At 66.4% G+C, this 23778-nt stretch carries 24 protein-coding genes and 1 tRNA gene; 14 read left to right on the top strand and 11 right to left on the bottom strand.

Translation table 11 applies throughout. The annotated features are described in order from the left end of the window. Nucleotides 1–2 precede the first annotated feature (2 nt). On the bottom strand, nt 3–1193 hold the full coding sequence (gene cyoA / locus KYX69_RS02220) for a ubiquinol oxidase subunit II (protein WP_300493186.1): 1191 nt from the start codon (nt 1191–1193) through the stop codon (nt 3–5). A gap of 159 nt (nt 1194–1352) precedes the next feature. On the opposite strand from cyoA, the gene KYX69_RS02225 reads away from it, so the two are divergent. Continuing rightward, a complete protein-coding gene (locus KYX69_RS02225) occupies nt 1353–2690 on the top strand; it encodes an MFS transporter (RefSeq protein ID WP_300493188.1) in 1338 nt (445 codons plus the stop codon). Between the two features lie 6 nt (nt 2691–2696). On the opposite strand, the gene KYX69_RS02230 is transcribed toward KYX69_RS02225, so the two are convergent. Continuing rightward, the gene (locus KYX69_RS02230) at nt 2697–3335 is read right to left on the bottom strand and encodes a PilZ domain-containing protein (protein ID WP_300493191.1); all 639 of its coding nucleotides are present in this window, start codon (nt 3333–3335) and stop codon (nt 2697–2699) included. Nucleotides 3336–3556: 221 nt separating this feature from the next. Here KYX69_RS02230 and KYX69_RS02235 point away from each other — a divergent pair. Further along, nucleotides 3557–3630 (top strand) — tRNA-Gly (locus KYX69_RS02235). 59 nt (nt 3631–3689) lie between these two features. Beyond that, nucleotides 3690–5747: an amidohydrolase family protein gene (locus KYX69_RS02240; protein WP_300493194.1), complete on the top strand. Its 2058-nt coding sequence runs from the start codon at nt 3690–3692 to the stop codon at nt 5745–5747. Nucleotides 5748–5784: 37 nt separating this feature from the next. On the opposite strand, the gene glmS is transcribed toward KYX69_RS02240, so the two are convergent. From glmS to glmU, 5 genes are read right to left on the bottom strand one after another with little or no spacing between them, the layout of a single operon-like run. Then, nucleotides 5785–7608, bottom strand: coding sequence for a glutamine--fructose-6-phosphate transaminase (isomerizing) (gene glmS, locus KYX69_RS02245; RefSeq protein ID WP_300493197.1), 1824 nt, complete (start codon nt 7606–7608; stop codon nt 5785–5787). Nucleotides 7609–7624: 16 nt separating this feature from the next. Next, a complete protein-coding gene (locus KYX69_RS02250) occupies nt 7625–8005 on the bottom strand; it encodes a PIN domain-containing protein (protein WP_300493200.1) in 381 nt (126 codons plus the stop codon). Continuing rightward, nucleotides 8002–8364 carry a ribbon-helix-helix protein, CopG family gene (locus KYX69_RS02255; protein WP_300493203.1) on the bottom strand — a complete coding sequence of 121 codons (363 nt, stop codon included), beginning with the start codon at nt 8362–8364 and terminating at the stop codon, nt 8002–8004. The genes KYX69_RS02250 and KYX69_RS02255 overlap by 4 nt, the downstream gene beginning before the upstream one ends. 31 nt (nt 8365–8395) lie before the next feature. Then, nucleotides 8396–8707, bottom strand: coding sequence for a hypothetical protein (locus KYX69_RS02260; RefSeq protein ID WP_300493206.1), 312 nt, complete (start codon nt 8705–8707; stop codon nt 8396–8398). Then, nucleotides 8704–10056: a bifunctional UDP-N-acetylglucosamine diphosphorylase/glucosamine-1-phosphate N-acetyltransferase GlmU gene (glmU, locus tag KYX69_RS02265; RefSeq protein ID WP_300493207.1), complete on the bottom strand. Its 1353-nt coding sequence runs from the start codon at nt 10054–10056 to the stop codon at nt 8704–8706. The genes KYX69_RS02260 and glmU overlap by 4 nt, the downstream gene beginning before the upstream one ends. A gap of 77 nt (nt 10057–10133) precedes the next feature. Here glmU and KYX69_RS02270 point away from each other — a divergent pair, with 77 nt between their 5' ends. Further along, nucleotides 10134–10847 (top strand): HAD-IA family hydrolase, encoded by a 714-nt coding sequence (locus KYX69_RS02270; protein ID WP_300493208.1) that lies wholly within the window; start codon nt 10134–10136, stop codon nt 10845–10847. Here KYX69_RS02270 and KYX69_RS02275 read toward each other — a convergent pair. The 4 genes from KYX69_RS02275 to KYX69_RS02290 all read right to left on the bottom strand — a co-directional run bounded on the left by KYX69_RS02275 (nt 10789) and on the right by KYX69_RS02290 (nt 13471). Next, a complete protein-coding gene (locus KYX69_RS02275; protein ID WP_300493210.1) occupies nt 10789–11793 on the bottom strand; it encodes a nucleotidyltransferase family protein in 1005 nt (334 codons plus the stop codon). The two genes, KYX69_RS02270 and KYX69_RS02275, sit on opposite strands and share 59 nt — an antisense overlap. Then, a complete protein-coding gene (locus KYX69_RS02280) occupies nt 11790–12653 on the bottom strand; it encodes an HprK-related kinase A (protein WP_300493212.1) in 864 nt (287 codons plus the stop codon). Before KYX69_RS02280 ends, KYX69_RS02275 begins: the two co-directional genes overlap by 4 nt. Beyond that, entirely contained in the window at nt 12653–12919 is a 267-nt protein-coding gene (locus tag KYX69_RS02285) for an HPr-rel-A system PqqD family peptide chaperone (protein ID WP_300493214.1), read from the bottom strand. The genes KYX69_RS02280 and KYX69_RS02285 overlap by 1 nt, the downstream gene beginning before the upstream one ends. A 150-nt stretch (nt 12920–13069) precedes the next feature. After that, a complete protein-coding gene (locus tag KYX69_RS02290) occupies nt 13070–13471 on the bottom strand; it encodes a hypothetical protein (RefSeq protein ID WP_300493216.1) in 402 nt (133 codons plus the stop codon). Between the two features lie 71 nt (nt 13472–13542). Between KYX69_RS02290 and KYX69_RS02295 the strand changes: the two genes are divergently transcribed. The 10 genes from KYX69_RS02295 to KYX69_RS02340 all read left to right on the top strand — a co-directional run bounded on the left by KYX69_RS02295 (nt 13543) and on the right by KYX69_RS02340 (nt 23553). Then, complete coding sequence (locus KYX69_RS02295) at nt 13543–14760, top strand: ATP-binding protein (RefSeq protein WP_300493218.1); 1218 nt, start codon at nt 13543–13545, stop codon at nt 14758–14760. 85 nt (nt 14761–14845) lie between these two features. Then, entirely contained in the window at nt 14846–15880 is a 1035-nt protein-coding gene (locus KYX69_RS02300; RefSeq protein ID WP_300493220.1) for a substrate-binding domain-containing protein, read from the top strand. Nucleotides 15881–15925: 45 nt separating this feature from the next. After that, a complete protein-coding gene (pstC, locus tag KYX69_RS02305) occupies nt 15926–17305 on the top strand; it encodes a phosphate ABC transporter permease subunit PstC (RefSeq protein WP_300493223.1) in 1380 nt (459 codons plus the stop codon). Further along, on the top strand, nt 17298–18599 hold the full coding sequence (gene pstA, locus KYX69_RS02310) for a phosphate ABC transporter permease PstA (RefSeq protein WP_300493225.1): 1302 nt from the start codon (nt 17298–17300) through the stop codon (nt 18597–18599). Before pstC ends, pstA begins: the two co-directional genes overlap by 8 nt. A gap of 71 nt (nt 18600–18670) precedes the next feature. Further along, a complete protein-coding gene (gene pstB, locus KYX69_RS02315; RefSeq protein ID WP_300493556.1) occupies nt 18671–19417 on the top strand; it encodes a phosphate ABC transporter ATP-binding protein PstB in 747 nt (248 codons plus the stop codon). Next, nucleotides 19417–20118 carry a phosphate signaling complex protein PhoU gene (phoU, locus tag KYX69_RS02320; RefSeq protein WP_300493228.1) on the top strand — a complete coding sequence of 234 codons (702 nt, stop codon included), beginning with the start codon at nt 19417–19419 and terminating at the stop codon, nt 20116–20118. Before pstB ends, phoU begins: the two co-directional genes overlap by 1 nt. A 1-nt stretch (nt 20119) precedes the next feature. Continuing rightward, a complete protein-coding gene (phoB, locus tag KYX69_RS02325; RefSeq protein ID WP_066662523.1) occupies nt 20120–20812 on the top strand; it encodes a phosphate regulon transcriptional regulator PhoB in 693 nt (230 codons plus the stop codon). A gap of 96 nt (nt 20813–20908) precedes the next feature. Beyond that, nucleotides 20909–21208: a hypothetical protein gene (locus KYX69_RS02330; protein ID WP_300493230.1), complete on the top strand. Its 300-nt coding sequence runs from the start codon at nt 20909–20911 to the stop codon at nt 21206–21208. A 94-nt stretch (nt 21209–21302) separates the two neighbouring features. Then, a complete protein-coding gene (locus KYX69_RS02335) occupies nt 21303–22199 on the top strand; it encodes an SDR family NAD(P)-dependent oxidoreductase (protein ID WP_300493232.1) in 897 nt (298 codons plus the stop codon). Between the two features lie 283 nt (nt 22200–22482). Continuing rightward, complete coding sequence (locus tag KYX69_RS02340; protein WP_300493235.1) at nt 22483–23553, top strand: hypothetical protein; 1071 nt, start codon at nt 22483–22485, stop codon at nt 23551–23553. Nucleotides 23554–23778: the final 225 nt, after the last annotated feature.

Here is a 23778-nt window from a genome sequence, read left to right on the forward strand (position 1 = left end):
GCTCAGCTTTCCGGTAGGGCGGGAATGTCGGTCATCGCGGTCCGCGCGACCGGCGGGGTCGACTGGCGCACGCGCGACAGGCCGGCGCCGGTCAGCGGGGCGCTGTCCACCGGCTTGGGATCGGGACCGGTCATCGGCACCATCGGCGTGGTGCAGACGGCGGCGACATAGCGGGTGTTGAGCGTCGGCAGCGTGCCGCGCGCGGCAAACTTGTCATAGGCGAGGTCGCGGACATTATAGGTGCCGGCAAGGCCCAGCCCGCCGCGCGCGTCGATCGCCATCATGTCGTGCATGCACATCTTGCCAGGCTCGACGCACAGGTTGACGACGCGGTCGAACAGGTTCGGCTCGACCTGGGCGAAGCGGCGCACCGGCTCCTTCTCGCTCGGCTTTTCGAGCTTGAGATAGGTCGCGCGGTCCAACGGCGTGGCATTGCCCTTTACCTGCGCCACCCAGGCGTCGAACTGGCCGCGCTCCATGCTCTTCGCGGCGAAGCGCATGTTGGAGAAGCCGGCGCCCGAATAATTGGCGGAGAAGCCGACGAAATTGCCGGTTTCGTTGAAGATGCCGTGCAGCTTGGTCTCCATGCCCGGCATCGCGTAAATCTGCCCCGCCAGCGCCGGGATGTAGAAGCTGTTCATCACCGTCGAAGACGCGATGCGGAAGCGGATCGGGCGATCCACGGGAGCCGCGAACTCGTTCACCGTCGCAATCCCCTGTTCGGGGTAGATGAACAGCCATTTCCAGTCGAGCGCGACGACCTGCACCTCCAGCGGCTTTTCGCGGTCGGTCTCCGGCGCGCCCGGTCCCTTGGCTTCGGGCGCGGCGAGCGGGCGATAGGGGTCGAGCAGATGCGTGCCGACCCAGGTCAGCGCGCCGAGGCAGATAATGATCAGCAGCGGCGCCGCCCAGATCACCAGCTCCAGCTGGGTCGAATGGTCCCAGTCGGGATCATAGGGCGCATCCTGGTTCGCCGCGCGATATTTGAACGCGAAGAACACCGTCAGCGCCATCACCGGTACGATGATCAGCAGCATCAGCGCGGTGGAGATCATCACCAGATTGCCCTGTTGCCGCGCCACTTCACCGGCGGGGTCGAGGACGATCAGCCCGCAGCCGGACAGCAAAGGCAGCGCGGCGAGCGCCAGCAGGGGGCGGAGGCGATGGCGGAATCGGACAGGGTTCTGGGCCATGATGCGCGCCTACGCCCCCGCCCCCGGCGCGCACATAGGACATTTTGTCCAATCCCTTGATGCCCATCAATGCAGCAGTGCGTTTCTGCTGCGGGAAGCCGACACTGTTCCGCATGAGTGAGTCGCGCCGCGTCTGCGGGGCAAGCCGGGAAGACTGGAATGAGCGCCGAAACCGTCCCCACGACCGAAGCCGAGCGCGATGCGCGCGCGGTCAATTCCGATGGCCCGCGGGACGGGCACAAGATCGCGCCGGGCGAGATTGCGATCGGTGTCGTGATCGGACGCACGTCCGAATTTTTCGACTTCTTCGTCTATGCCATCGCGTCGGTGCTGGTGTTCCCGTCGCTGGTGTTCCCGCATCTCGACCCGCTGCAGGGCACGCTCTGGTCGTTCGCGATCTTCGCGCTTGCCTTTGTCGCGCGGCCGGTCGGTACGATGATCTTCACCGCGATCGACCGCGCCTATGGCCGCGGAGCAAAGCTCACCATCGCGCTGTTCCTGCTCGGCGGATCGACCGCCGCGATCGCCTTTCTGCCCGGCTATGCCTCGATCGGCGTCGGATCGGCGCTGCTGCTCGCGCTGTTCCGCATGGGTCAGGGCGTCGCGCTGGGCGGATCCTGGGACGGCCTCGCCTCGCTGCTCGCGCTCAATGCGCCGGAGGGCAAGCGCGGCTGGTATGCGATGGTGCCACAGCTGGGCGCGCCACTCGGCCTGATCGTCGCCAGCCTGCTCTTCATGTTCCTGATCGCCGCCCTACCCGCGCAGGATTTCCTCGACTGGGGCTGGCGCTACCCGTTCTTCGTCGCGTTCGCGATCAACGTCGTCGCCCTTTTCGCGCGCCTGCGCATCGTGGTGACGCCCGAATATGCAACGCTGTTCGAACGGCGCGAGCTGCAGCCGGCGCCGATGACCGAAACGATCCGGTCGGAATGGCGTACGATCATCCTCGGCGCGTTCGCCCCGCTGGCGAGCTTTGCCATGTTCCACATGGTCACCGTGTTCCCGCTGTCCTGGGTGTTCCTCTACACCGAGGAATCGCCAGTCCGCTTCCTCGCGATCGAGGCAGTCGCCGCAGCACTCGGCGTCGGTGCGATCATCGCTTCGGGCTATCTGGCCGACCGCGTGGGGCGCCGCACCGTGCTGGCCGCCACTGCCGCCGCCATCGCCGCGTTCAGCGGCTTCGCGCCGCAGCTCCTCGAGATGGGCGAAGCGGGCGAAGCGGCGTTCATGCTGCTCGGCTTTGCCCTGCTTGGCCTGTCGTTCGGCCAGTCGTCGGGCGCGCTGTCGGCCAGCTTCCAGCAGCGGCACCGCTATACGGGATCGTCGCTGACCTCCGATCTCGCCTGGCTGTTCGGCGCGGGCTTCGCGCCGCTCGCTGCATTGTGGCTGTCGGCCGAGTTCGGCCTGCTCGCGGCGGGTGCCTATCTGCTATCCGGTGCAGTCGGCACGCTGGTAGCACTGTGGCTCAACCGCGAGCTTGGCCGCACGATCGACTGAGCGCGATCACGCGGCGTGGACGTTCCCGGCTTCCGCGCCGTGACTCGCGATCCATTGTGCCAGGCGCGCCAGTCGCAGCGCACTGGTGAAGACCAGCCCGATCCGCTCACCGCGAACCCAGCGGACATGCGCGCCCAGCGTGCCGATGCCGGCAATGTCGATCTCCACCCCCTGCCCCAGTTCGACGGGCAGGTCGGTTTCGACCTTTGCGCCGCCCTGTGACAGGTCGATCAGCGGCACCAGATGCCAGACCGCACCGATCCGCAACCGCGCGCGCAGCTGCGTCGTCACGCGGGGACAACGCGGCAGCTGGTCGGGGAGCAGCACATGATGGGTGTGCAAATAGTTGTGCACGTCAATCGGCGCGTCAAAGGCGATCCCCGCCTGCCCCGCCTGCGCCCAGCGCACCACCCCGCCTACGGGATCGCACACCTTGGGCTCGATCCGCACCCGCGTGCCGGGTTCGAGCGGGGCGTAGAGTTCGAGCATCATGCCGCCCGACCCGATGTTGCGGATCAGGCAAAGATGCTGCGCACCCTGATCGGTCAGCAGGCGTGCCACCTGAAACAAGGTGGTCATGCGTTCGTCAGCGCGGCGATCTTCGCCAGCGTGCAGCGTCGGATCCGACACAGTATCGACGGTCACGGGCAGTGCTCCCGCGAGCATGCGTTCACCGAAGAAAGAGTGCTCGCAGCTCCAGCTCCGGCCCTATAGCTCCCGGCAATAGGCTACCCACAACATCGCTAGCGAAGCGTCACCGGAACTGGATAAGGCCAGATTAGCGATACAACCCACGCTGCACCGGCACCGCAATAACGCGATCCGGCTTGACAATGCCGAGCAAACCCCCGATCTCGGCGCGCCTCGCGGGTGTAGCTCAATGGTAGAGCAGGAGCTTCCCAAGCTCACGACGAGGGTTCGATTCCCTTCACCCGCTCCAATCTTGCATCGCTGTCGGAATTGCCCCTACCAAGTAGCGCACTTGGGGGAGATATGACGATGCGCACGATGCTGCTGGCGACGACCGCTCCGGCTCTTGCGCACCGGCACCCCGATCCCGCCCCGCCGACACAGTCGAAGCCGGTTCCAAAGGAAGAGTTGCTCAAGCCCCCAGCCGATGCCGCCGAATATGCCGTGGTATCCGAAGCTGGGCAGCATGGCAGCCAGTGGCGCTGGCAGCTGCCGGACGGGCGCGTCGCCTATCGCTGGTCGCAGGAGTTGCGCGGCTGGATCACCGAGATGGATCAGGTCACGACCTTCGCCAAGGACGGCAGCATCAGCGCGCTGACGGTGCGCGGCGTCACCATGTCGGGCGACGCGGCGGAGGAGTATCGCGTGACGGGCGGCCGCGCGACGTGGAAGACCGCGACCGATGCCGGTGAGGCGGCCGCGGGCGGCTGGTACATCCCGGCGGGCGGGGTCGGCATCGCCTCAGCGCCGATCATCGATGCGCTCGCGGCGGCGGGCGATGGGGGGGTCGCGTTCCTCCCCGGCGGGCGCGGGCGCATGACCTTTGGCGGTACGCAGGTGATCCAGGGGCCGGCCGGACCCAAGACTGTCCAGCTCGCCTTTGTCAGCGGCATCCTGCCCTCCCCCGTCCCCGTCTGGCTGGACGACAAGAAGCGCTACTTCGCGGACATCGGGTTCATCTCGGTTATTCCCAAGGGCTATGAAGGCGCGCTCAAGCAGCTGCGCGACGCACAGGATGCCGCGACGGCACAGGCGGTGACGACCATCGCCAAACGCTTTCTCGATCCCGCTGCCAAGGCGCCGGTGCTGTTTGACAACGTCCGCCTGTTCGACGCGGACAAGGGCGTGTTCCTGCCCGACCGCGCGGTGCTGGCACAGGACGGCAGGATCGCGGCGATCGGCGCGGCAGGGTCGCTCACTGCACCTGCCGGCGCGCGCACGATCGATGGGCGCGGCAAGACATTGGTGCCCGGCATCTGGGACAGCCACCTCCATATCGGCGATGACTGGAGCGTGCTGTCGAACATGGCGAACGGCATCACCAGTTTCCGCAGCCCCGGCACCAATTTCGACCGCGCGGTCGAGGCGACCAAGCGGCGCGGGGACGGTACGCTGCTGATGGGCGAGCCGTTCATCTCGGTCATCATCGATAAGAAGGACCCGCTCGCGGCGCAAGGCGCAGAGGTGGTCAGCAGCGTCGAGGAGACGATCGCCACCGTCCGCCGGATCAAGCAGGCCGGGCTGTGGGGCGTCAAATTCTATACCTCGATGAACCCGGCGTGGATCGCGCCTGCGGCGGCCGAAGCGCACCGGCTGGGCCTCCACGTCCACGGCCATGTCCCGGCGACGATGAAGCCGAGCGAGGCGGTCGCGGCGGGCTATGACGAACTGACTCACCTCAACTTCGTGGTGATGGAGTCGATGCCGAAGGACGTGATCGACAAGGCGAATACGCGGCAACGGATGGAGGGGCCGGCGCGCTACTTCAAGGATGTCGACCTGAACGCACCGCTGATGACCGGCTTTGTCGCCGATCTGGCGCGGCGCAAGACGGTGGTCGATCCCACCATCGTCATCTTCGAGGGCATGCTGACCCAGGACGGCGGCACGCCGCATCCGGCCTATGCCCCCTATATGGGGATCATCTCGCCCGTCATCGAGCGTTCGGCGTTCACCAGCGGCGGCTATCCGCTGGTCGAGGGGCTGACGCGGGACGATTACCGCAAGAGCTATGCAAAGATGGTCGAGCTGGTCGGGCGGCTGCACAAGGCGGGGGTGACCGTGGTCGCGGGCACCGATGGCTGGGGCATCGAACTGGTGCGCGAGCTGGAAATCTATCAGCAGGCCGGGTTCAGCGCCGCCGAGGCATTACAGAGCGCGACCATCGTCCCCGCGCGCGTGGTTGGTGCCGATAAACGGACCGGATCGATCGCGGTGGGCAAGGAGGCCGACATGGTGCTAGTCGACGGCGACCCCTCGACCGAGCTGGGCGCGCTGCGCCGCGTCGTCACCGTGGTCAGCGACGGCTATGTCATGGATGCCGCCGAACTGCGCAAGGCGGCGGGGTATAGCGGGATGCCGAAGTAACGATGGCAGCGGGGGCGGGTTGCCGCCCCCGCTGAGCTCACTCCACCGTGACCGACTTGGCGAGGTTGCGGGGCTGGTCGACATCTGTGCCCTTGGCCACCGCGACGTGATAGGCGAGCAGCTGCACCGGCACCGCATAGACGATCGGTGAGATCAGCGGGTGGACGCGGGGCATCTCGATCGTCGCGAGGCAGTTGTCGCCCGCTGCGGCGATCCCTTCGGCGTCGGAGATCAGCACCACCTTGCCGCCCCGCGCCTGCACTTCCTGCATGTTGCTGACGGTCTTTTCGAACAGCGGGCCGCTCGGCGCGATGACGATGACCGGCACGTTCTCGTCGATCAGCGCGATCGGGCCGTGCTTCATCTCGCCCGCGGCATAGCCCTCGGCATGGATATAGCTGATTTCCTTGAGCTTCAGCGCGCCTTCCATCGCCAGCGGATAATCGGTCCCGCGCCCGAGATAGAGCACGTCGCGCGCGCCGGCGACGCTGCCGGCCATCGCCTCGATCGCCTCGTCGCGGCTGAGCGCGTCGTTGAGCGCGGCGGGGGCTTCGGCGAGGTGAAGGACGATCTCCTTCTCCTCCTCGCGCGTCATCCGGCCCTTGGCCTTGGCGAGGTTGGCGGCGAGCGCGGCAAGCACCGCGAGCTGGCAGGTGAACGCCTTGGTCGATGCGACGCCGATCTCCGGCCCGGCGTGGGTGGGGAGCAACAGGTCCGCCTCACGCGCCATGGTGCTGGTCGGCACGTTGACGACGGCGGCGATCGTCTGCCCCTCCGCCTTGGCGTGGCGCAAAGCGGCGAGCGTGTCGGCGGTCTCGCCTGACTGGCTGATGACGATCATCAACCCGCCCGGCTCCATTACCGGCGCGCGGTAGCGGAATTCGGATGCGACATCGATGTCGACGGCGACGCGGGCAAACTGCTCGAACCAGTATTTGGCGACCATCCCGGCATAGAAGCTGGTGCCGCACGCGACGATGGTGACGCGGCGGATCGCGGACAGGTCGAATTCGGGGATCGGAAGCGTCACTTCCTCCTCGAGCCGCTGGAGGTAGCCGCGCAACGTCTGTGCCACCACGATCGGCTGTTCGTAGATCTCCTTCGCCATGAAGTGGCGGTGATTGCCCTTGTCGATCAGCTGGCCCGATGCGCCGGAGTTGACGATCGGGCGCTCGACGGGGTTGTTCTCGACGTCATAGACCTGCGTGCCGTCGCGGGTGAGGACGACCCAGTCGCCTTCCTCCAGGTACGAGATGCGCTGCGTCAGCGGTGCGAGCGCGAGCGCGTCGGAGCCGAGATAGGTCTCCCCTTCCCCATAACCGACCACCAAAGGCGAGCCGAGCCGGGCGCCGATCAGCATGTCGGGATGGCTGCGGAACAGGATGGCGAGCGCGAAGGCGCCATGCAGGCGCGGGAGTACCGCCTTGACCGCCGCGACCGGGTCGAGCCCGGCCTCGACCTGCTCGCTCACCAGATGCGCGACGATCTCGGTATCGGTCTCGCTCTCGAACACGCGACCGCGCGCCAGCAATTCCTCGCGCAGCGGCTTGAAATTCTCGATGATCCCGTTGTGGACCAAGGCAACCTCGCCGGTCGCATGCGGGTGGGCATTGTTGGTGGTCGGGCCACCATGCGTCGCCCAGCGGGTATGCGCGATACCGACATTGCCGGGCAGCGGGTCTTCGGCCAGCACCTTGCCCAGGTTGACCAGCTTGCCAGACGCGCGGCGACGCGCGATGCCGCCATCGACGATGGTGGCGATGCCGGCTGAGTCATAGCCGCGATATTCGAGCCGCTTGAGGCCGTCGAGCAGCCGGTCGGCAACGTCGTCATTGCCCAGGATTCCAACGATTCCACACATGGGTCTGCTCTCGACTCTAAAGGGTGTAGGGGACGCGGATCCCCGGCATGTTGGCCGGGAAATCCTTGGTGTTACGGGTGACAAGGACGCGACCGCGGATCTGCGCGGTCGCAAGGATGATGGCATCGGGCGATTTGAGGCGCGGGCGCTCACGACGGAGCGCAGCTGCGCGATACGAAATCTCCGCGTCGATCTCGTCGAGGCCAAAGCGATCGACAAAAGTCATCACGTCGCGCACGGCGGCGTCGCTCCCCTTCGACAGCACCTCGATCCACGCCATCCGGCTGATCCACATCCGGGTCCCGCTTTGCGCGATCCGGCGCAATTCGTGATGCGCGGGTTCGTGGTTCAGCAGGGCATCGATGACGATGTTGGCGTCAAGGCTATAGCCGCTCATGTGCCGCCTTTGTCGCGCTCGGCCTCTGCCTTGCGCGTCAACGCCAGATAGTGCGCCCGTTCCTTGTCGTCATAGTCGTCGAAGCATTCGGGCGATTCCGCACGCACTTCTTCGTAATCATCATCCCACGGACGGGTCCATTCGGCCCGCCGATGTCGCTCATATTCATGCGGATCAGCCGCGATGCCGTGGCGCGCCCAGGCACCGAAACCGATGTCGAGCCAGTCCTTGGGCGCTTCCGACCGATACGCCGCGACCGCTTCCCGCAGCACTGCGGCGCGCGACTTGCCCTGCTCGGCCGCTTGGGCGTCGAGCCATTTGATGTCCTCATCGGGCAAATCGGCAAGGATGCGGGTCATTGATATACTGATATCATATCATGATATCATGTCAATGCGGGAACTTGCTGTCGACGAAGCTCCGCACGAATTCGACCGGGTCGGGTTCGTGGCCTTGCGCGGCGATGAATCGGGCGCGCCCCTTGGTCCAGACCTCGTTGATGGCACCGGCCATTCCTTCCGGAAACTGCATCCGCTGCACGACGATGCTGCGCCAGTCGCCGGTCGCGCCGAACAGTGCGTGGAAGGTCGGCTCCTGCGCGGCCAGCACCGCATCGCTTTCAGCGTCAAGCGCGCCGATCGCGTCGAGGACATAGGCGTCGAGCAGCTTCAGGAACGGCTTGCCTTCATAGATGTCGCTCATTTCGCCGCCTTTCGTGCCGCCATTGCCGCGCGGAAGCGTTTCGCCCAGCCAGCGCGCGCGGTCTGTTCGGGACGGACCAGCGCCAGCGCATCGGCCTCGACATCCTTGGTCACCACGCTTCCCGCACCGACAATCGCACCCTCGCCGATGTTGACCGGCGCAACCAGCGCGCTGTTCGATCCGATAAACGCCCCCGCGCCGATCACGGTCGGATATTTGAAGAAGCCGTCATAGTTACAGGTGATGGTGCCCGCGCCGATATTCGCGCCCTCACCCACCTGCGCATCGCCGAGATAGGTCAGGTGGTTGGCCTTGGCGCCCTTGCCCAGCACCGCCTTCTTGGTCTCGACGAAATTGCCGACCTTGCTCTTCTCGCCGAGCACCGTTCCGGGGCGCAGCCGGGCGTAGGGGCCGACTTCGGCGCCGGTCGCGATCTGCGCGCCCTCGATATGGCAGAAGGCGCGGATTGTGACGCCGTCCGCAACGGTGACGCCGGGGCCGAACACGACGTTGGGCTCCACCGTCACATCGCGGCCCAGCACCGTGTCGTGCGCGAACCACACGGTTTCGGGAGCGATCAGCGTCGCACCATCGGCCATCGCCTGCGCGCGGCGAGCCGCCTGCCAGCGGTCTTCCGCATAGGCCAGCTCGGCGCGGCTGTTGATGCCGATCACCTCGTCCGCATCGGTCTCGACCACCACCGCGCGGTCGCCATCGGCCAGTGCGAGCATGACGATGTCGGGGAGGTAATATTCGCCCGCCGCATTGTCGTTTCCGACCCGGTCGAGCAGCGGCCAAAGGTCCGTCGCGCGCACGGCGGTCACGCCCGAATTGCACAGATCGACCGCACGCTCCTCGGCGGTCGCGTCCTTATACTCGACCATCTTGGCAATCGCGCCGTCGGCATCGGCGATGATCCGGCCATAGGCCTTGGCATCGTCGGGCCGGAAGCCGAGCACCGCGACGCGCGGCGCATCCGCCGCTTCGAGCCGCGCCGCCATCGCCGCGATGGTCTGCGCCGACAGGAACGGCGTGTCGCCGAACGCCACGATCACCGTGCCGTCGAACCCCTCCAGCGCCTCACGCGCCATCAGTGCGGCGTGGGCAGTGCCGAGCTGCTCGACCTGATGCGCGATCTTGACACCGAGCCGCGCGACCGCCGCCTCGACCTGTTCGCGCCGCGCGCCGACCACGACGACCTTCTCCGCCGCGCCCGCCGTGGTGAAGGCGTCGGCCAGGTGCAGCAGCATCGGTTTGCCCGCAATTGGGTGCAGCACCTTATGCGTGTCGGACTTCATCCGCGTCCCGCTTCCGGCAGCAAGGATGATCGCGGCGATCGGCTTGGTCATCGAAACTGGACTCCCCTGAGCCGCGCCCCTGCCACGATCATGTTGCAATTTCCATAGCGGCACCGGCATTTGGCGCGATGACCGATTTTCCGTTCGATATCGTCGGGTTCGACCTCGACGGCACGCTGCTCGACACCAGCGCCGACCTGCTCGCCGCGACCAACCATGCGCTAGCGCTGGTGGATCGCCCCACCCTCGCGCCCGATCGGATCAGGACGATGATCGGCGGCGGGGCGAAGAACATGCTCAAGCAGGGGCTGGAGGAATCGGGCGGCTATGACGAGGAGGTCATGCGTCGGGCCTATCCTGCGCTGCTGGAGTTCTACGGCGAAAATCTGTCGCACGGCACCGTCACGTTCGCCGGGCTAACCGAAGCGCTCGACGATCTGCAGACGCGCGGCGTCAAGCTCGCCATCGTCACCAACAAGTTCGAGCGGTTCGCGACCCGGCTGGTGCGGGAGGTCGGCATCGACCACCGCTTTGCCTGCGTCATCGGCGGCGATACGATGGGGCGCGGCAATGCCAAGCCCTCGGCGGCCCCGATCCATGAGATGATCGCCCGCTGCGGCGGCGGGCGCGCGGCCTTTGTCGGCGATTCGATCTACGACATCATGGCCGCGAAGAATGCCGGCATCCCCAACATCGCGGTGAGCTTCGGCTTCCTGATGCAGCCGGTCGCGGAGCTGGACGCGGATGCGGTGGTCGATGGCTATGACGAGCTCGTGCCTACGCTCATCCGGCTGGGCGATAGCCTTTCCGCCACTTCGTCCACAAATGCTTCGCCAGCATGAGCGGCGGCATGCGCAACCAGTGGCCGCGCAGGTAAAATCCAAATTCGGTCAGCTTGCGCGTCCGCTGGCCCCAGCCGTCGCGGGCAAGCAGGCGGCGGACATAGACGCGGTCGGCGAGCGTCAGCGCGGCGCCGTCTCCGAACAGGTGCGCGGATAGCCGCAGCGACCGCTCGACCTCCCGCGTCAAGCCATGCTGCGCCGAGCAGGCCGCGAGACTGAGGTCGAACTCCACCCCGCCAAACTCGTCGCGCAGGCAGTGGATGTCCCACAAATTGCGCAATCCGCCCTGCAGATCGCCATCGGCGAACAGATGCGCCGCGGCGTGGACGACCATTCCCTCCGGCGGCAGCACCGACAGCCCATTGCCCAGCGGCACCGCGCTCGCAATCAGCGCCGCCGCATCGGGCGTCACCCGCGCGGTCAGCGGGAGGATCGTGTGGTGGACATCGATCATCCGGTCGCGCTCGCGGTGGATCAGCGGGGGCAGCTCGTGCATCCAGCGGCGATAATAGGCATCGTCATAGGGGTCGGGCTTCACCCACTCCCATCCGGCGGCGAGCAGCAGCGCCTCCGCCTCCTCGATCCGGTCACGCGGCACGAGGATGTCGAGATCGCCGATCTGTCGCCCCTGCCCCGCCGCGAGGCCGCTTGCGACAAAGGCGGTACCCTTGAGCAGCACCACCGGCATCCCGCTAGGCGCCAGCGCACGCCGCGCCATCTCCGCTTCCCACAGCGCCGCCATCCGTCCCTGCTCCGCCGCCGCGCGCGCGTCCGCCAGTACCCGCACCGCCGCTGCCGGGATCGCCAGCCCTTCTACGCGGTGCGCCAGGCTGCCGATCAGCGTCTCCGCCCGCGCCGCGCACAGCAGCTCCGTCCAGCCCGCAGCATCCAGCGCCAGCACCGACGCGGGATCGCGCAGCGCGCGGGCGACCAGCGCGCCGCTCATGCCAGATCTCCCCACAATCGCTCGACCAGCGCAATCGCACCATCCGTGTCGGGATAGTCGATCGCCCGCGCCGGCACCCCGCGCACCAGCCCGGTCAGCGCGTCGAACCCGGCCTCACCCAGCGCGACATAGTTGGTCGAGGCTTGCGTCAGCCGGACGAAACACTCGCTCGGTTCCACCGTCCGCTCGGCGACCCGATGGCCGAAGGCGGGGAACAGGATCAGCGCGGGCTTGGCCGGCGCGTCCATCGCGCCAATCGCGCGCGCGTCTGGGACAAGGTGGCGGATATCGCCCTTCGGCGTACCCTTGAGCAACGGCCCCCAGCGCGCATCGGGCAACGCCGCCTCCATCACCCCGATCGCCTCATTCTTGAGGCTGATCAGCCGCGGAAAGCCGTGCAGCATCCCCGTCGCCGGATCGAGCAGCGCGAACTCGTCCCCCATCAGCCGCCACCCCCGCGCCATCAGCAATGCCGCGAGCGTCGATTTGCCCGCCCCGCTTTCGCCGGTCATCACCAGCGCTCGCCCGTCCTTTTCCACCGCCGACGCGTGGAGCAACAGGTAACGCCGCTGGCCCAGCGCCATCTGCAGGTTCATCGCCATTTCCGCTGCCAGCACGCCTTGCGCGAGTGGCAAAGGCGCCGCCTCCGGGATTACGAAATCCCCGCCAAGATGCACCGCCGAACGAAGCCAGCGCCGCCACGGACGCGCGGCAAACAGACGCACCGTGAAATCGGGAATGCCGTCCCGGGGCTGCGGGTAGTCGCGGTAGAGATCGTCCAGCGCCGCGATCGGCGCGCGCCAGTCGCTGCCGATACGGAAGCCAACCGGGCCGATGCGGAGCGTGGTGGCATGGCGCATCAAACCCGCTCCACTAGACCCGACGCCACCAGCTCGTCGATCCGCGCGGCGAGTGCTTCACGATCCGGATCGATCAGATCGAAGCGCTCGGTCAGCGCCGCCAGCGCCTCATCCAGCGTCAATGGCTCCACAAGCAGTTCGAGCAGCTCGGGCACCGGCGAATCCACCAGATGCGTAATCCCCGAAGCGCGGTGATAGATCAGCGTGAGCGCATCGAGCGGTTCGATCCGCAGCGTCGCGGCGGGCGCGGCGCAGTACCGGCTCATGGGCACACCATCCTCGTCATCCCCGCGACAGCGGGGACCCATCTCCTGCCACACGTCCGCGCAACCCCAGCCGTGGGTCGCTGGGAAGGTCCTGGAGATGGGCCCCCGCTTTCGCGGGGGTGACGGCCAAGGAAAGGCGCATGGCGGGAATTACCCGCGCGGCATCTGAAGCGATGCGAAACAGGTAAAGCCGCTCGTCCCGCGCTGCAGCCGGCGGATGTAATTGGTATAGGCGCGGCTCTGGTCATAGGTGGTGCCGGGCAGGTTCGCGCCGTTGAGCGCCTGCTTGACCTCTTCGCCCTTGAAGTTGCGGCCGGCGGGCGGGAACGCGCCGGGCGTACCGGCCGGAACCAGCGAACCGTCGGCCGCGATGTAATTGCCCGCACGCCCGGCATCGGGCACCGGAATCTCGCAATTCAGCACCGACCCCGCGGTCTGCGCCAGCGCCGGTTTGATCGACACGATCGCCGATGCGCTGACGGCGCCCAGCATCAGCGCACGGCGGCTCGGGATGTTCGGCGATCCGTCCTTGGGGGGCGTCGTGTCGGCCATATCCGTTCTTCCCTCGCACAACGGCCTTTCACAAGTGTGAATCGCACGCATGATCGGTTAGGCAGGGGGCCATGCCCAGCCTGACCAATCCCCGCACCTTTGCCGCGCTCATCGCGGTTCTTGTCACCGCGATCGTCGCGTGGATCACCGCGGGCCCGCAAGCGGGCGGAATCGCGCTGGTCGGTGCGACCCTCGCGGCACTGATCGCCTCCCCCCCGCCCGAGGAGCCGGCCCATGAAATTCCTGGCCCCGACCCCGTCAGCACCGCGCCGGCCGGCGTCGCGGAAGCGATCGAGGCGGTATTCGAACCGATGCTGCTGGTCGAGGCGCAGCGGGTCGCGGCGGCCAACCGCGCGGCGCGCGCGCTGCTCGGCGAGCATATCCTGGGCGAGGATGTGCGCGTTGCGATCCGGCACCCCGCGGCGGCCGAACGGCTGCTCAATCCGGTCGATGGCGCCCCCGGCGGCCCGATCCACCTGGTCGGTCTTGGCACCCGCGACCAGCGCTGGGAGATGCGCGTGCGCGCACTGTCCGGCGGCGCGCGGGTGGTCCATCTGAGCGACCGCACCGGCGCGCATGCCGCGGACCGGATGCGCGTCGATTTCGTCGCCAATGCCAGCCATGAGCTGCGCACCCCGCTCGCCTCGATCCTCGGCTTTATCGAGACGCTGGAGGACGCTGCCGACGATCCCGAAACGCGCGCCCGCTTCCTCAAGGTCATGGATAACGAAGCGCGTCGGATGCGGCGGTTGATCGATGATCTCATCTCACTGTCGCGGATCGAGGCGGAGAAATATCGCGCGCCCGATGATGTCGTCGATCTCGCCGCGCTGCTCGCGCAGGTGCGTGACGAGCTGTCCGCGCTCGCACCGCCGCGCGCTGCGGACATCGCGCTGTCGGTCGAGGATCTGCCTGCGGTGCGCGGTGATAGGGTGCAGCTTTCACAGCTGCTGCACAATATCATCGGCAATGCGATGAAATATGGTCGGGCCGGGACGCCGGTGACCGTGTCGCTGGACGCAACCGATTCGGCGATGGTCCGCCTGAGCGTGCGCGACGAGAGCGAGGGCATCGCCCCCGAGCACCTCCCCCGCCTGACCGAGCGATTCTATCGCGTCGATTCGAGCCGGAGCCGCGCCGCCGGGGGAACCGGCCTTGGCCTTGCGATCGTCAAGCATATCGTCGAGCGGCATCGCGGCCGGCTCGACATCGCAAGCACCGTTGGGGAGGGAACGTCCGTCACCATCCTGCTGCCCACCGCGCCGGTTTCGGAGCCGCTGTCATCATAACGTCACGCAATTGAAACAGAGGGCCGGTCGCGGACAGGCCCGGCCCCCGTCCCGCGACTCGCAAGCAGGCCGAGGGGATTCAACGATGCGCAGCTTCACTCTGATCGCGCTTTCGGCGCTCACGCTTTCCGCCTGTGGCGGCAGCGGCGGCCAAGCTTCCCGCGACCAGATCAAGATCGTCGGTTCCTCGACCGTCTATCCCTTCACGACCATGGTCGCCGAACAGTTCGTGAATTCGGGCAGCTTCAAGGCGCCGGTGATCGAATCGACCGGTACCGGCGGGGGCATGAAGCTGTTCTGCGCCGGGGTCGGCCCGCAGCACCCGGACATGACCAACGCGTCGCGCCGCATGACCGCGTCGGAATTCGACCTGTGTCAGCGCAACGGCGTCACCGACATCCTTGAGGTGCAGGTGGGCATGGACGGCATCGCCTTTGCCGAAGCGATCAACGGCCCCAAGATCCAGCTGACGCTGGCCGAGGCGTATCGCGCGCTCGCAGCGACCCCGATGGGCAAGCCCAATACGGCAAAGCTGTGGTCGGACATCAACCCGTCGCTGCCAGCCGTGCCGATCTCGATCATGGGCCCGCCCGCGACCAGCGGCACGCGCGACTCGCTGCATGAGCTGATCATGCATCCGGGCTGCGAAGCGGCGTATCCTGAGGTCAAGGAAATCGAGAAGACCGACAAGGACAAGGCCAAGGAGCTGTGCACCCGCGTGCGCGAAGACGGCGTCTATGTCGATTCGGGCGAGAACGACAATCTGATCGTCCAGAAGCTCAGCGCCAATCCCAATGCGATCGGCGTTTTCGGCTATTCCTATCTGGAAGAGAACGCATCGCGACTGAAGGGCGTGCCGGTCAACGGGGTCGAACCCAGCTATGCGGCGATCTCGTCCGGCCAGTATCCGGGCGCCCGCGCGATGTTCATCTATGTCAAGAAACAGCATCTCAAGGCGGTGCCGGGGATCAACGAGTTTCTTGCGCAATATACCAAGATGTGGGCCCCCGAAGGTCCGCTGACGAAGCGCGGCATGATCGCGTCGTCCGATGCCGATCGCGCCAAGGCAAGCGACGTCATTGCACAGGGCGTGACGATGAAGCGCGACGGCCTGCACTGATCCGAACCGACATCAACTTCGCTCCCAGATAGGCGGCTTCGACCGGTGAATGTTTTCGCACTCCTGTTCCTGATCCTCGGCCTCGGCCTGATCGGCTGGTTGACGGCGCGCGCGCGCGCCGCGCGCATGGCGCGCGGGCTGTCGGCAAAGCGGCTGCACAGCCTGCCGAGCCAACATGGCTGGTATGTCGCGACTTGGGCTGTCGTCCCCGCGCTGATCTTCCTCGTCGTCTGGGTCAATGTCAGCCCGGCGCTTGTCACCGAAACGGTGCTCGTCAATCCGGCGGCGGCGCAGCTCCCGGCCTTCGGGTTCGAGCGGGAGACGATCCTCAACGAAGCGCGCAGCATTGCGGAGGGGGGCAGCCAGGGGGCGTTCTATCCGCTGGCCGAGCAGCTGGCGCCGGCCTATTCCGCCGCGCTGAGCCGCTATAACTGGATCGGCACGGCACTTGCGCTGATCCTCGCCTTTGCGTTTGGCGCCTTTGCCTTTACGCGCGTGAAGCCGGACTTTCGTGCGCGCACCAAGTTCGAGCGTGCGGTGATGATGGTGTTGCTCGTCGCATCGCTGATCGCGATCCTGACCACGCTCGGCATCTTCCTCTCGCTGATCTTTGAAAGCGTCCGCTTCTTTTCGATCGTGCCGGTCACCGACTTCCTGTTCGGCCTGAACTGGAGCCCGCAGGTGATCCGCGCCGACGATCCCGGCGCCAATCTGGGCGCGCTGCCGCTGTTCTGGGGTACCTTCTTCATCGGCGCTGTCATCGCGATGATCATCGCGATCCCGTTCGGCCTGATGAGCGCGATCTACCTCACGCAATATGCGCCGCGCAGCTTCCGCGCGTGGATGAAGCCGATCCTTGAGATCCTCGCCGGCGTGCCGACCGTGGTCTACGGCTATTTCGCGGCGCTCACCGTCGGGCCGCTGATCCGCGATTTCGCGGTGATGCTGGGCTTCCAGTTCGCCTCGGCCGAAAGCGCGCTGTCGGCGGGTCTGGTGATGGGCATCATGATTATCCCATTCGTCTCGTCGATGGCCGATGACTCGATCGCGGCGGTCCCGACCGCGATGCGCGATGGGTCGCTCGCCATGGGCGCGACGACCAGCGAGACGATCAAGCGCGTCCTGATCCCCGCCGCCCTGCCCGGCGTCGTTGCCGGCATCCTGCTGGCGGTCAGCCGCGCGATCGGCGAGACGATGATCGTCGTGATGGCGGCATCGGGCGCAGCGAACATCACGCTCAACCCGTTTGAAGGCGCGACGACCGTGACCAAGCAGATTGTCGACCTGCTGACCGGCGAAACCGCGTTCGACAGCCCCAAGACCCTTGCCGCGTTCGCGCTGGGTCTGACGCTGTTCATGATTACCTTCCTCCTCAACATCGTCGCGCTGCGCGTCGTCAAAAAGTATCGCGAAGCTTATGAGTGAGACCCTCATCCCGCAGCTGCCGACCAGCAACGCGGAGCCCACGACTGCGGCCCCAACCGGCTGGAAGACCGACGCGATGCAGAAGCGCATCCGCGCCCGCTATGCCAAGGAGCGTCGCTTCCGCATGTGGGGGCTGGCGGCGGTCATCGGATCGGCCAGCTTCCTCGCCTTCCTGCTCGTCACGATGCTGTGGCAGGGGATTGGCGGCTTTCAGCGCGCCGAGATCGCGCTGCCGATCGACTTCAAGGCCGCTGCGCTTGAAGTGACGCCGGAACAGCTGCGCGGCAAGGGTGCGGATCTAGCGCTGGCCAGCGCGGGGCTGAACGATGTCGTCGCCAATGCCGCCGTCGCGGCGTTCGGACCGGACGGCGCCGACTATATCTCCGAAAGCGCATGGGTCACCGTCCGCGACGAGCTGAAGGCCCGGCCGGAATTGCTGCAGGGCCGTGCCTCGATCGACGTGCCAGCCTCCTCCCCGATCGCGCTCGCGGCCAAGGGCGACGGCAACGATCCCGAAGTGACCAAGGTCGCGGCCCGGCTGCGCGACGAAGGCACGCTGACGCAGGGCTTCAACATCGACTTCCTGACCGGTTCCGACGCGACCGACCCGACCGGGGTCGGCATTTGGGGTGCGCTCAAGGGCTCGCTGCTGACGATGCTGGTGACGCTGCTGATCGCCTTTCCGATCGGCGTGTTCTCCGCTGTCTATCTGGAGGAATATGCACCGCGGAACCGCTGGACCGACCTGATTGAGGTGTCGATCAACAACCTGGCCGCAGTGCCGTCGATCATCTTCGGCCTGCTTGGCCTCGCCGTGTTCCTCAACTTCCTCCACCTGCCGCGCTCCGCGCCGCTGGTCGGCGGTCTGACGCTGGCGCTGATGATCATGCCGGTCATCGTCATCGCCGGCCGCAATGCGATCAAGGCGGTGCCGCCCTCGATCCGCGATGCCGCACTCGGCATCGGCGCAAGCCGCATCCAGGTGGTGTTCCACCACGTCCTGCCACTCGCGCTGCCCGGCATCCTGACCGGCACGATCATCGGGATGGCGCGCGCGCTCGGCGAGACGGCCCCGCTGCTGCTGATCGGCATGCGGGCGTTCATCGTCACCCCGCCGGGCGGCGTGTTCGATCCCGCGACGGTGCTGCCGGTGCAGATCTTCCTATGGTCGGATCAGGTGAGTCGTGGCTTTGTCGAAAAGACGAGCGCCGCGATCATCGTCCTGCTCATCTTCCTGCTCGCGATGAACGCCATCGCCATCTATCTTCGCAACAAATTCGAGACCCGCTGGTGATGACCCAAGTCGATTACGCAAGCACCGCCGCCGACAGCGCCGCGCCCGCCCGGGCCGGGGCCGCGCCCAAGATGTCGGCGCGCGGCGTCAACGTCTTCTATGGCGAGAAACAGGCAATCCGCGACGTGTCGATCGATGTCGACATGGAGAATGTCACCGCGTTCATCGGCCCGTCGGGCTGTGGCAAGTCGACCTTCCTGCGCACGCTCAACCGCATGAACGACACCGTCGCCAGCGCGCGCGTCGAGGGCAAGATCACGCTGGACGGCGAGGACATCTACGAAAAGTCGATGGACGTGGTGCAGCTGCGTGCCCGCGTCGGCATGGTGTTCCAGAAGCCCAACCCCTTCCCCAAATCGATTTACGAAAACGTCGCGTACGGCCCGCGCATCCACGGCCTGGCGCGCTCACGCAGCGACATGGACGCGATTGTCGAACGCTCGCTCAAGCGCGCCGGCCTGTGGGAAGAGGTCAAGGACCGGCTGCAGGACAGCGGCACCGCGCTGTCGGGCGGCCAGCAGCAGCGGCTGTGCATCGCGCGCGCGATCGCGGTCGATCCTGAAGTCATCCTGATGGACGAGCCCTGCTCGGCGCTCGACCCGATCGCGACCGCGAAGATCGAGGAGCTGATCCACGAGCTGCGCGGCAAATATGCGATCGTGATCGTTACCCACAACATGCAGCAGGCCGCACGCGTCAGCCAGCGCACCGCATTCTTCCATCTCGGCACGCTTGTCGAATATGGCGAGACGGACCAGATCTTTACGGCACCACGCCAAGAGCGCACGAAAGACTATATTACCGGAAGGTACGGATGATGGCGACGGGCCACGAACATACGGTCAAGGCGTTCGACGAAGACATCAAGCATCTTCGCGCGCTGATCTCGCAGATGGGCGGCCTCGCCGAAGAGGCGATCAGCGACGCGATGACCGCGCTGGAGCGCGGCGACGTCGCGCTCGCCAAGCAGGTCCGCGCCAAGGACAAGGCGATCGACGCAATCGAGGCCGAGGTCGAAAAGCTCGCCGTCCGCGTCATCGCCCTGCGCGCCCCGATGGCCGACGATCTGCGCGATTGCGTCGCGGCGCTCAAGATCGCTGGCGTGGTCGAACGGATCGGGGACTATGCCAAAAACATCGCCAAGCGCGTGCCGCTGATCCACACCAGCGGCAGTGAGCGGATCGAGGCGATTTCGGTGATCCCGGCGATGGCCCAGCTCGCCAGCGAGATGGTGCACGAAGTGCTCGACGCCTTCTCGGCGCGTGATGCCGAGGGTGCCATCCGCGTGATCGAGCGCGATAACCGGCTCGACGATTTCTACGACAGCATCTTCCGCACGCTCGTCACCTATATGGTCGAAAATCCGCGCACGGTGAGCGAGGTCGCCCACCTTCTGTTCGTCGCCAAGAATATCGAACGGATCGGCGACCATGCGACCAATGTCGCGGAAATGGTCTATTTCGCCGCGACAGGCCAGTATCTCGCCGATCGCGACCCCGTCGAGGTCCCGGAGGCCTGACATGAGCCGCGCCCGCATGCTGCTGGTCGAGGATGATGCGGCGCTCGCCGAACTCCTCACCTATCATTTCCGTCGTGAGGATTTCGAGGTCCGCCACACGCCCGATGGCGAGGAGGCGCTGCTGCTCGCCCAGGAATCGCCGCCGGACATCGTCCTGCTCGACTGGATGGTCGAAAGCCTGTCGGGGATCGAAGTGTGCCGCCGCCTGCGCCGGATGAGCGAGACCGCGAACGTGCCGATCATCATGCTGACGGCGCGCGGCGAAGAAGAAGATCGCGTCCGCGGTCTCGAAACCGGCGCGGACGATTATGTGACCAAGCCCTTTTCCCCGCGCGAGCTGGTTGCACGCGTCGGCGCCGTGCTACGGCGCGTCCGCCCGGCGCTGGCCGGGGAAGCACTGACCTATGCCGACATCGAAATGGACACGGTTGGTCATAAGGTGCGCCGCGGCGGCGAAGTCGTGCCGCTTGGCCCCACCGAATTCCGCCTGCTCAAGCATTTCCTGGAGCATCCGGGCTGGGTCTTCTCGCGCGAGCGGCTGCTCGACGCGGTGTGGGGCCATGACAGCGATATCGAAAGCCGTACGGTCGACGTCCATATCCGGCGGCTGCGCAAGGCGATCAACATCGGCAATCGCCCGGACATCATCCGCACCGTGCGCTCGGCCGGCTACTCGCTCGACGCAGGGCAGTAATCGGGCGGCCCGAGCCAAACCGGAAAGATTCTTCTCCTGACGCGTTGGCAGCGCGAGCAATTCGCTCCGAAGCGTAACAATGTCAGGAGAACGAAGATGAAGCTGATCGCACTCGCCGCCGCGCTTGCGGTGGCCGGCACTGCAGCCGCGCAGGACATGGCGGCCCCCGCTCCCACCGCGCCCGAAACTGCCACGACGACCGCGACGACCGAAGATCCGGTCGGCGGCTATCAGCCCGCAACTCCGCCATTGTCGGCCCCGGTCGCACCGGGCACGACGGTCGTGTTCCAGCAAGCACCCGCGCCGGACGTTGCCTATCCTGCCCCCGCGCCATTGGCGGAATATCCAATTTGCAAGAAGGGCCAGTACGACAATTGCCGCCAGCGCGGCGGTTGACCGGTCGGGGGCGGGTCTGACCCGCCCCCTCCCCGCTTGCCAGCCGCGCCGACCCGCCGCATAGCTTGACGGAAACGTCAATGCGGAGAGGGATATGAGCATCAATTTTGCAGGCCGCGTCGCGATCGTCACTGGCGCTGGCGGCGGTCTGGGTCGGGCCTATGCGCTTGAACTGGCACGGCGCGGCGCGCGCGTGGTGGTCAACGATCTGGGCGGGTCGCGCGATGGCAGCGGTGCATCCGATGCAGCCGAGCGCGTGGTCGGCGAAATCGAAGCGGCTGGCGGCGAGGCGATGGCCAATGGCGGCAGCGTCACCGACTATGCCCAGATGCAGGAGATGGTCGCCCGCGCTCAGGAGAAATGGGGCGGCGTCCATATCCTGATCAACAACGCAGGCGTGCTGCGCGACAAGAGCTTCGCGAACATGGAGCCGGAGGATTTCCGCTTCGTCATCGACGTGCACCTCAACGGATCGGCCAATGCGACCAAAGCGGTGTGGGCGACCATGCGCGAGCAGAATTACGGCCGCATCCTGATGACGGCGTCATCGTCCGGGCTGTACGGCAATTTCGGACAGGCCAATTACGGCGCGGCGAAGCTCGGCCTCGCGGGGCTGACCAAGACCCTCTATTTGGAGGGTGCCAAGTATAACATCCGCGTCAACACGCTGGCTCCAACTGCTGGCACGCGCATGACGGAGGACATTTTCCCCGAAGCCGCGTTCAAGGCGTTCACCCCCGAAAGCGTCGCTCCGGCCGCACTGTTTCTGGTCAGCGAAGACGCACCGACCAACGCCATCGTCGGCGCGGGCGCGGGCGTGTTCCAGGCCGCCTATGTCACGCTGACGCAGGGTGTGCGCCTGAGCGACACCGACATGAGCCCGGAGGGCGTCGCCGCCCACTGGGCGCAGATCACCGACCGCACTGGCGAGATCGTGCCGAAGTCGGGCGGGGAGCAGGCGATGACGATCATGGCCAAACTGCAGGGGTAATCTCTTTGTCCTCTCCCCTTGATAGGGGAGAGGATAGCGAAGCTTGGCAGCTTGCTGCCTAGTGTAGCTTGGAGAGGGGTAGAGCGGAGCTTCGCTCCGCGCGGCTACTGTGTAGCCGCCCACCCCTCTCCCAGCTCCGACTAAGGCCTTGCTTCGCAAGACCTAAGTCTGCGCAACCCTCTCCCCTCCTGCGGAGGGGCGAGGGGAGAAAATTGGCCGCCACCATACCGTATTGCATCACTAATACACTTATGGCAGTCTCTCCCGTACAGGAGGGACTGCCATGTATAGCGAAACGGATCTGAACAGCGCGGTGGAGGCCGGGGCGATCAGCCCGGAGGCCGCCGCCGCATTCCGCGACCATATCGCGTCGATGCGCTCGGCACCGATTGCGGATGAAGAGCATTTTCGGCTGCTGACCGGCTTCAACGACATTTTCGTGGCGATTGCCGCAGCGCTGATGCTGGTCGCGGTTGCCTGGATCGGGGGCGAGATCAAGCCCTGGCTCGGCGGCATCGCGGTCGCGGCGCTGGCGTGGGGGCTGGCCGAATATTTCACGCGCGTCCGCCGCATGGCGCTGCCCAGCATCCTGCTGCTGCTCGCCTTTGTCGGCGGCATCGCGGCGACCTTGGTCGGCGTCGTCGCCGACAATGTCGAATGGCTCGAACGCACGATCGGTCCGAACAATGAAATGCTGGCGCGGCAGGTTGGCGCGGCGATCGCGGCGACCGTCGGCCTTGCAACCGCGGCGGCGGCATGGGTTCACTGGCGGCGGTTCATGGTGCCGATCACCGTTGCGGCGGGGGCAGCGGCGGTGATCGGCGTGCTGATCGCGCTGATCATGATCGCCTTTCCCGCTGCCCATGACTGGGCCATGCCGATCGTGCTGGTCGGTGGCGTATTGATGTTCCTGTTCGCGATGCGCTGGGACATGTCCGACCGTGAGCGCAAGACGCGTCGCGCCGACGTTGCCTTCTGGCTCCACCTTGCCGCCGCACCGATGATCGCGCACCCGATCTTCCAGATGCTCGGCGTGTTCGACGGTGCGGTCCAGCCGGGTATCGCCGCAATCGTGCTGCTGCTCTATGTCGGCTTCGCGATCGTAGCGCTGGCGGTCGACCGCCGCGCGCTGCTCGTGTCCAGTCTCGCCTATGTGCTCTACGCCATGTACGCACTGCTCCAAACGGCAGGCGCGGTCGAGCTGGGCGCGGCGCTGACGGCGTTGGTCATCGGATCGGCGCTGCTGACGCTGTCGGCCTTCTGGCAGCCGATGCGGCGGCTGGTCGTCGGTCCGCTTGGTGGCCTGGGCGACCGGTTGCCGCCAGTGCCGGTGCGCGAAGCGGCTTATGCCTGATGCAGACCGGGGCGCGGATTTCACCGCGCCCCGGTTCCGCGCGTCCGGCAAGATTGCACCAATATGGTCACATCGGCGAAGCGACCCTCGATCCGGCGCAAAGCGACTCGATGTGACTTTTGGGTCGCAACTCCGCCGATTTCCTGACTGCAACGCCATTCGACGCGCAAAATGAGTAGCAGGCGCGTTGCGCCCTTGCCGCAGAGCGACCTTACTTCCCCCCAG

Source organism: Sphingomonas sp., from assembly GCF_030145815.1.
GTDB lineage: Bacteria > Pseudomonadota > Alphaproteobacteria > Sphingomonadales > Sphingomonadaceae > Sphingomonas.

Bases quoted from the DNA above. Each gene is read 5' to 3' on its own strand.
- cyoA (WP_300493186.1), bottom strand. From the start codon at position 1,193: ATGGCCCAGAACCCTGTCCGATTCCGCCATCGCCTCCGCCCCCTGCTG.
- KYX69_RS02225 (WP_300493188.1), top strand. From the start codon at position 1,353: ATGAGCGCCGAAACCGTCCCCACGACCGAAGCCGAGCGCGATGCGCGC.
- KYX69_RS02240 (WP_300493194.1), top strand. From the start codon at position 3,690: ATGCGCACGATGCTGCTGGCGACGACCGCTCCGGCTCTTGCGCACCGG.
- glmS (WP_300493197.1), bottom strand. From the start codon at position 7,608: ATGTGTGGAATCGTTGGAATCCTGGGCAATGACGACGTTGCCGACCGG.
- KYX69_RS02250 (WP_300493200.1), bottom strand. From the start codon at position 8,005: ATGAGCGGCTATAGCCTTGACGCCAACATCGTCATCGATGCCCTGCTG.
- KYX69_RS02255 (WP_300493203.1), bottom strand. From the start codon at position 8,364: ATGACCCGCATCCTTGCCGATTTGCCCGATGAGGACATCAAATGGCTC.
- KYX69_RS02260 (WP_300493206.1), bottom strand. From the start codon at position 8,707: ATGAGCGACATCTATGAAGGCAAGCCGTTCCTGAAGCTGCTCGACGCC.
- glmU (WP_300493207.1), bottom strand. From the start codon at position 10,056: ATGACCAAGCCGATCGCCGCGATCATCCTTGCTGCCGGAAGCGGGACG.
- KYX69_RS02270 (WP_300493208.1), top strand. From the start codon at position 10,134: ATGACCGATTTTCCGTTCGATATCGTCGGGTTCGACCTCGACGGCACG.
- KYX69_RS02275 (WP_300493210.1), bottom strand. From the start codon at position 11,793: ATGAGCGGCGCGCTGGTCGCCCGCGCGCTGCGCGATCCCGCGTCGGTG.
- KYX69_RS02280 (WP_300493212.1), bottom strand. From the start codon at position 12,653: ATGCGCCATGCCACCACGCTCCGCATCGGCCCGGTTGGCTTCCGTATC.
- KYX69_RS02285 (WP_300493214.1), bottom strand. From the start codon at position 12,919: ATGAGCCGGTACTGCGCCGCGCCCGCCGCGACGCTGCGGATCGAACCG.
- KYX69_RS02290 (WP_300493216.1), bottom strand. From the start codon at position 13,471: ATGGCCGACACGACGCCCCCCAAGGACGGATCGCCGAACATCCCGAGC.
- KYX69_RS02295 (WP_300493218.1), top strand. From the start codon at position 13,543: ATGCCCAGCCTGACCAATCCCCGCACCTTTGCCGCGCTCATCGCGGTT.
- KYX69_RS02300 (WP_300493220.1), top strand. From the start codon at position 14,846: ATGCGCAGCTTCACTCTGATCGCGCTTTCGGCGCTCACGCTTTCCGCC.
- pstA (WP_300493225.1), top strand. From the start codon at position 17,298: ATGAGTGAGACCCTCATCCCGCAGCTGCCGACCAGCAACGCGGAGCCC.
- pstB (WP_300493556.1), top strand. From the start codon at position 18,671: ATGTCGGCGCGCGGCGTCAACGTCTTCTATGGCGAGAAACAGGCAATC.
- phoU (WP_300493228.1), top strand. From the start codon at position 19,417: ATGGCGACGGGCCACGAACATACGGTCAAGGCGTTCGACGAAGACATC.
- phoB (WP_066662523.1), top strand. From the start codon at position 20,120: ATGAGCCGCGCCCGCATGCTGCTGGTCGAGGATGATGCGGCGCTCGCC.
- KYX69_RS02330 (WP_300493230.1), top strand. From the start codon at position 20,909: ATGAAGCTGATCGCACTCGCCGCCGCGCTTGCGGTGGCCGGCACTGCA.
- KYX69_RS02335 (WP_300493232.1), top strand. From the start codon at position 21,303: ATGAGCATCAATTTTGCAGGCCGCGTCGCGATCGTCACTGGCGCTGGC.
- KYX69_RS02340 (WP_300493235.1), top strand. From the start codon at position 22,483: ATGTATAGCGAAACGGATCTGAACAGCGCGGTGGAGGCCGGGGCGATC.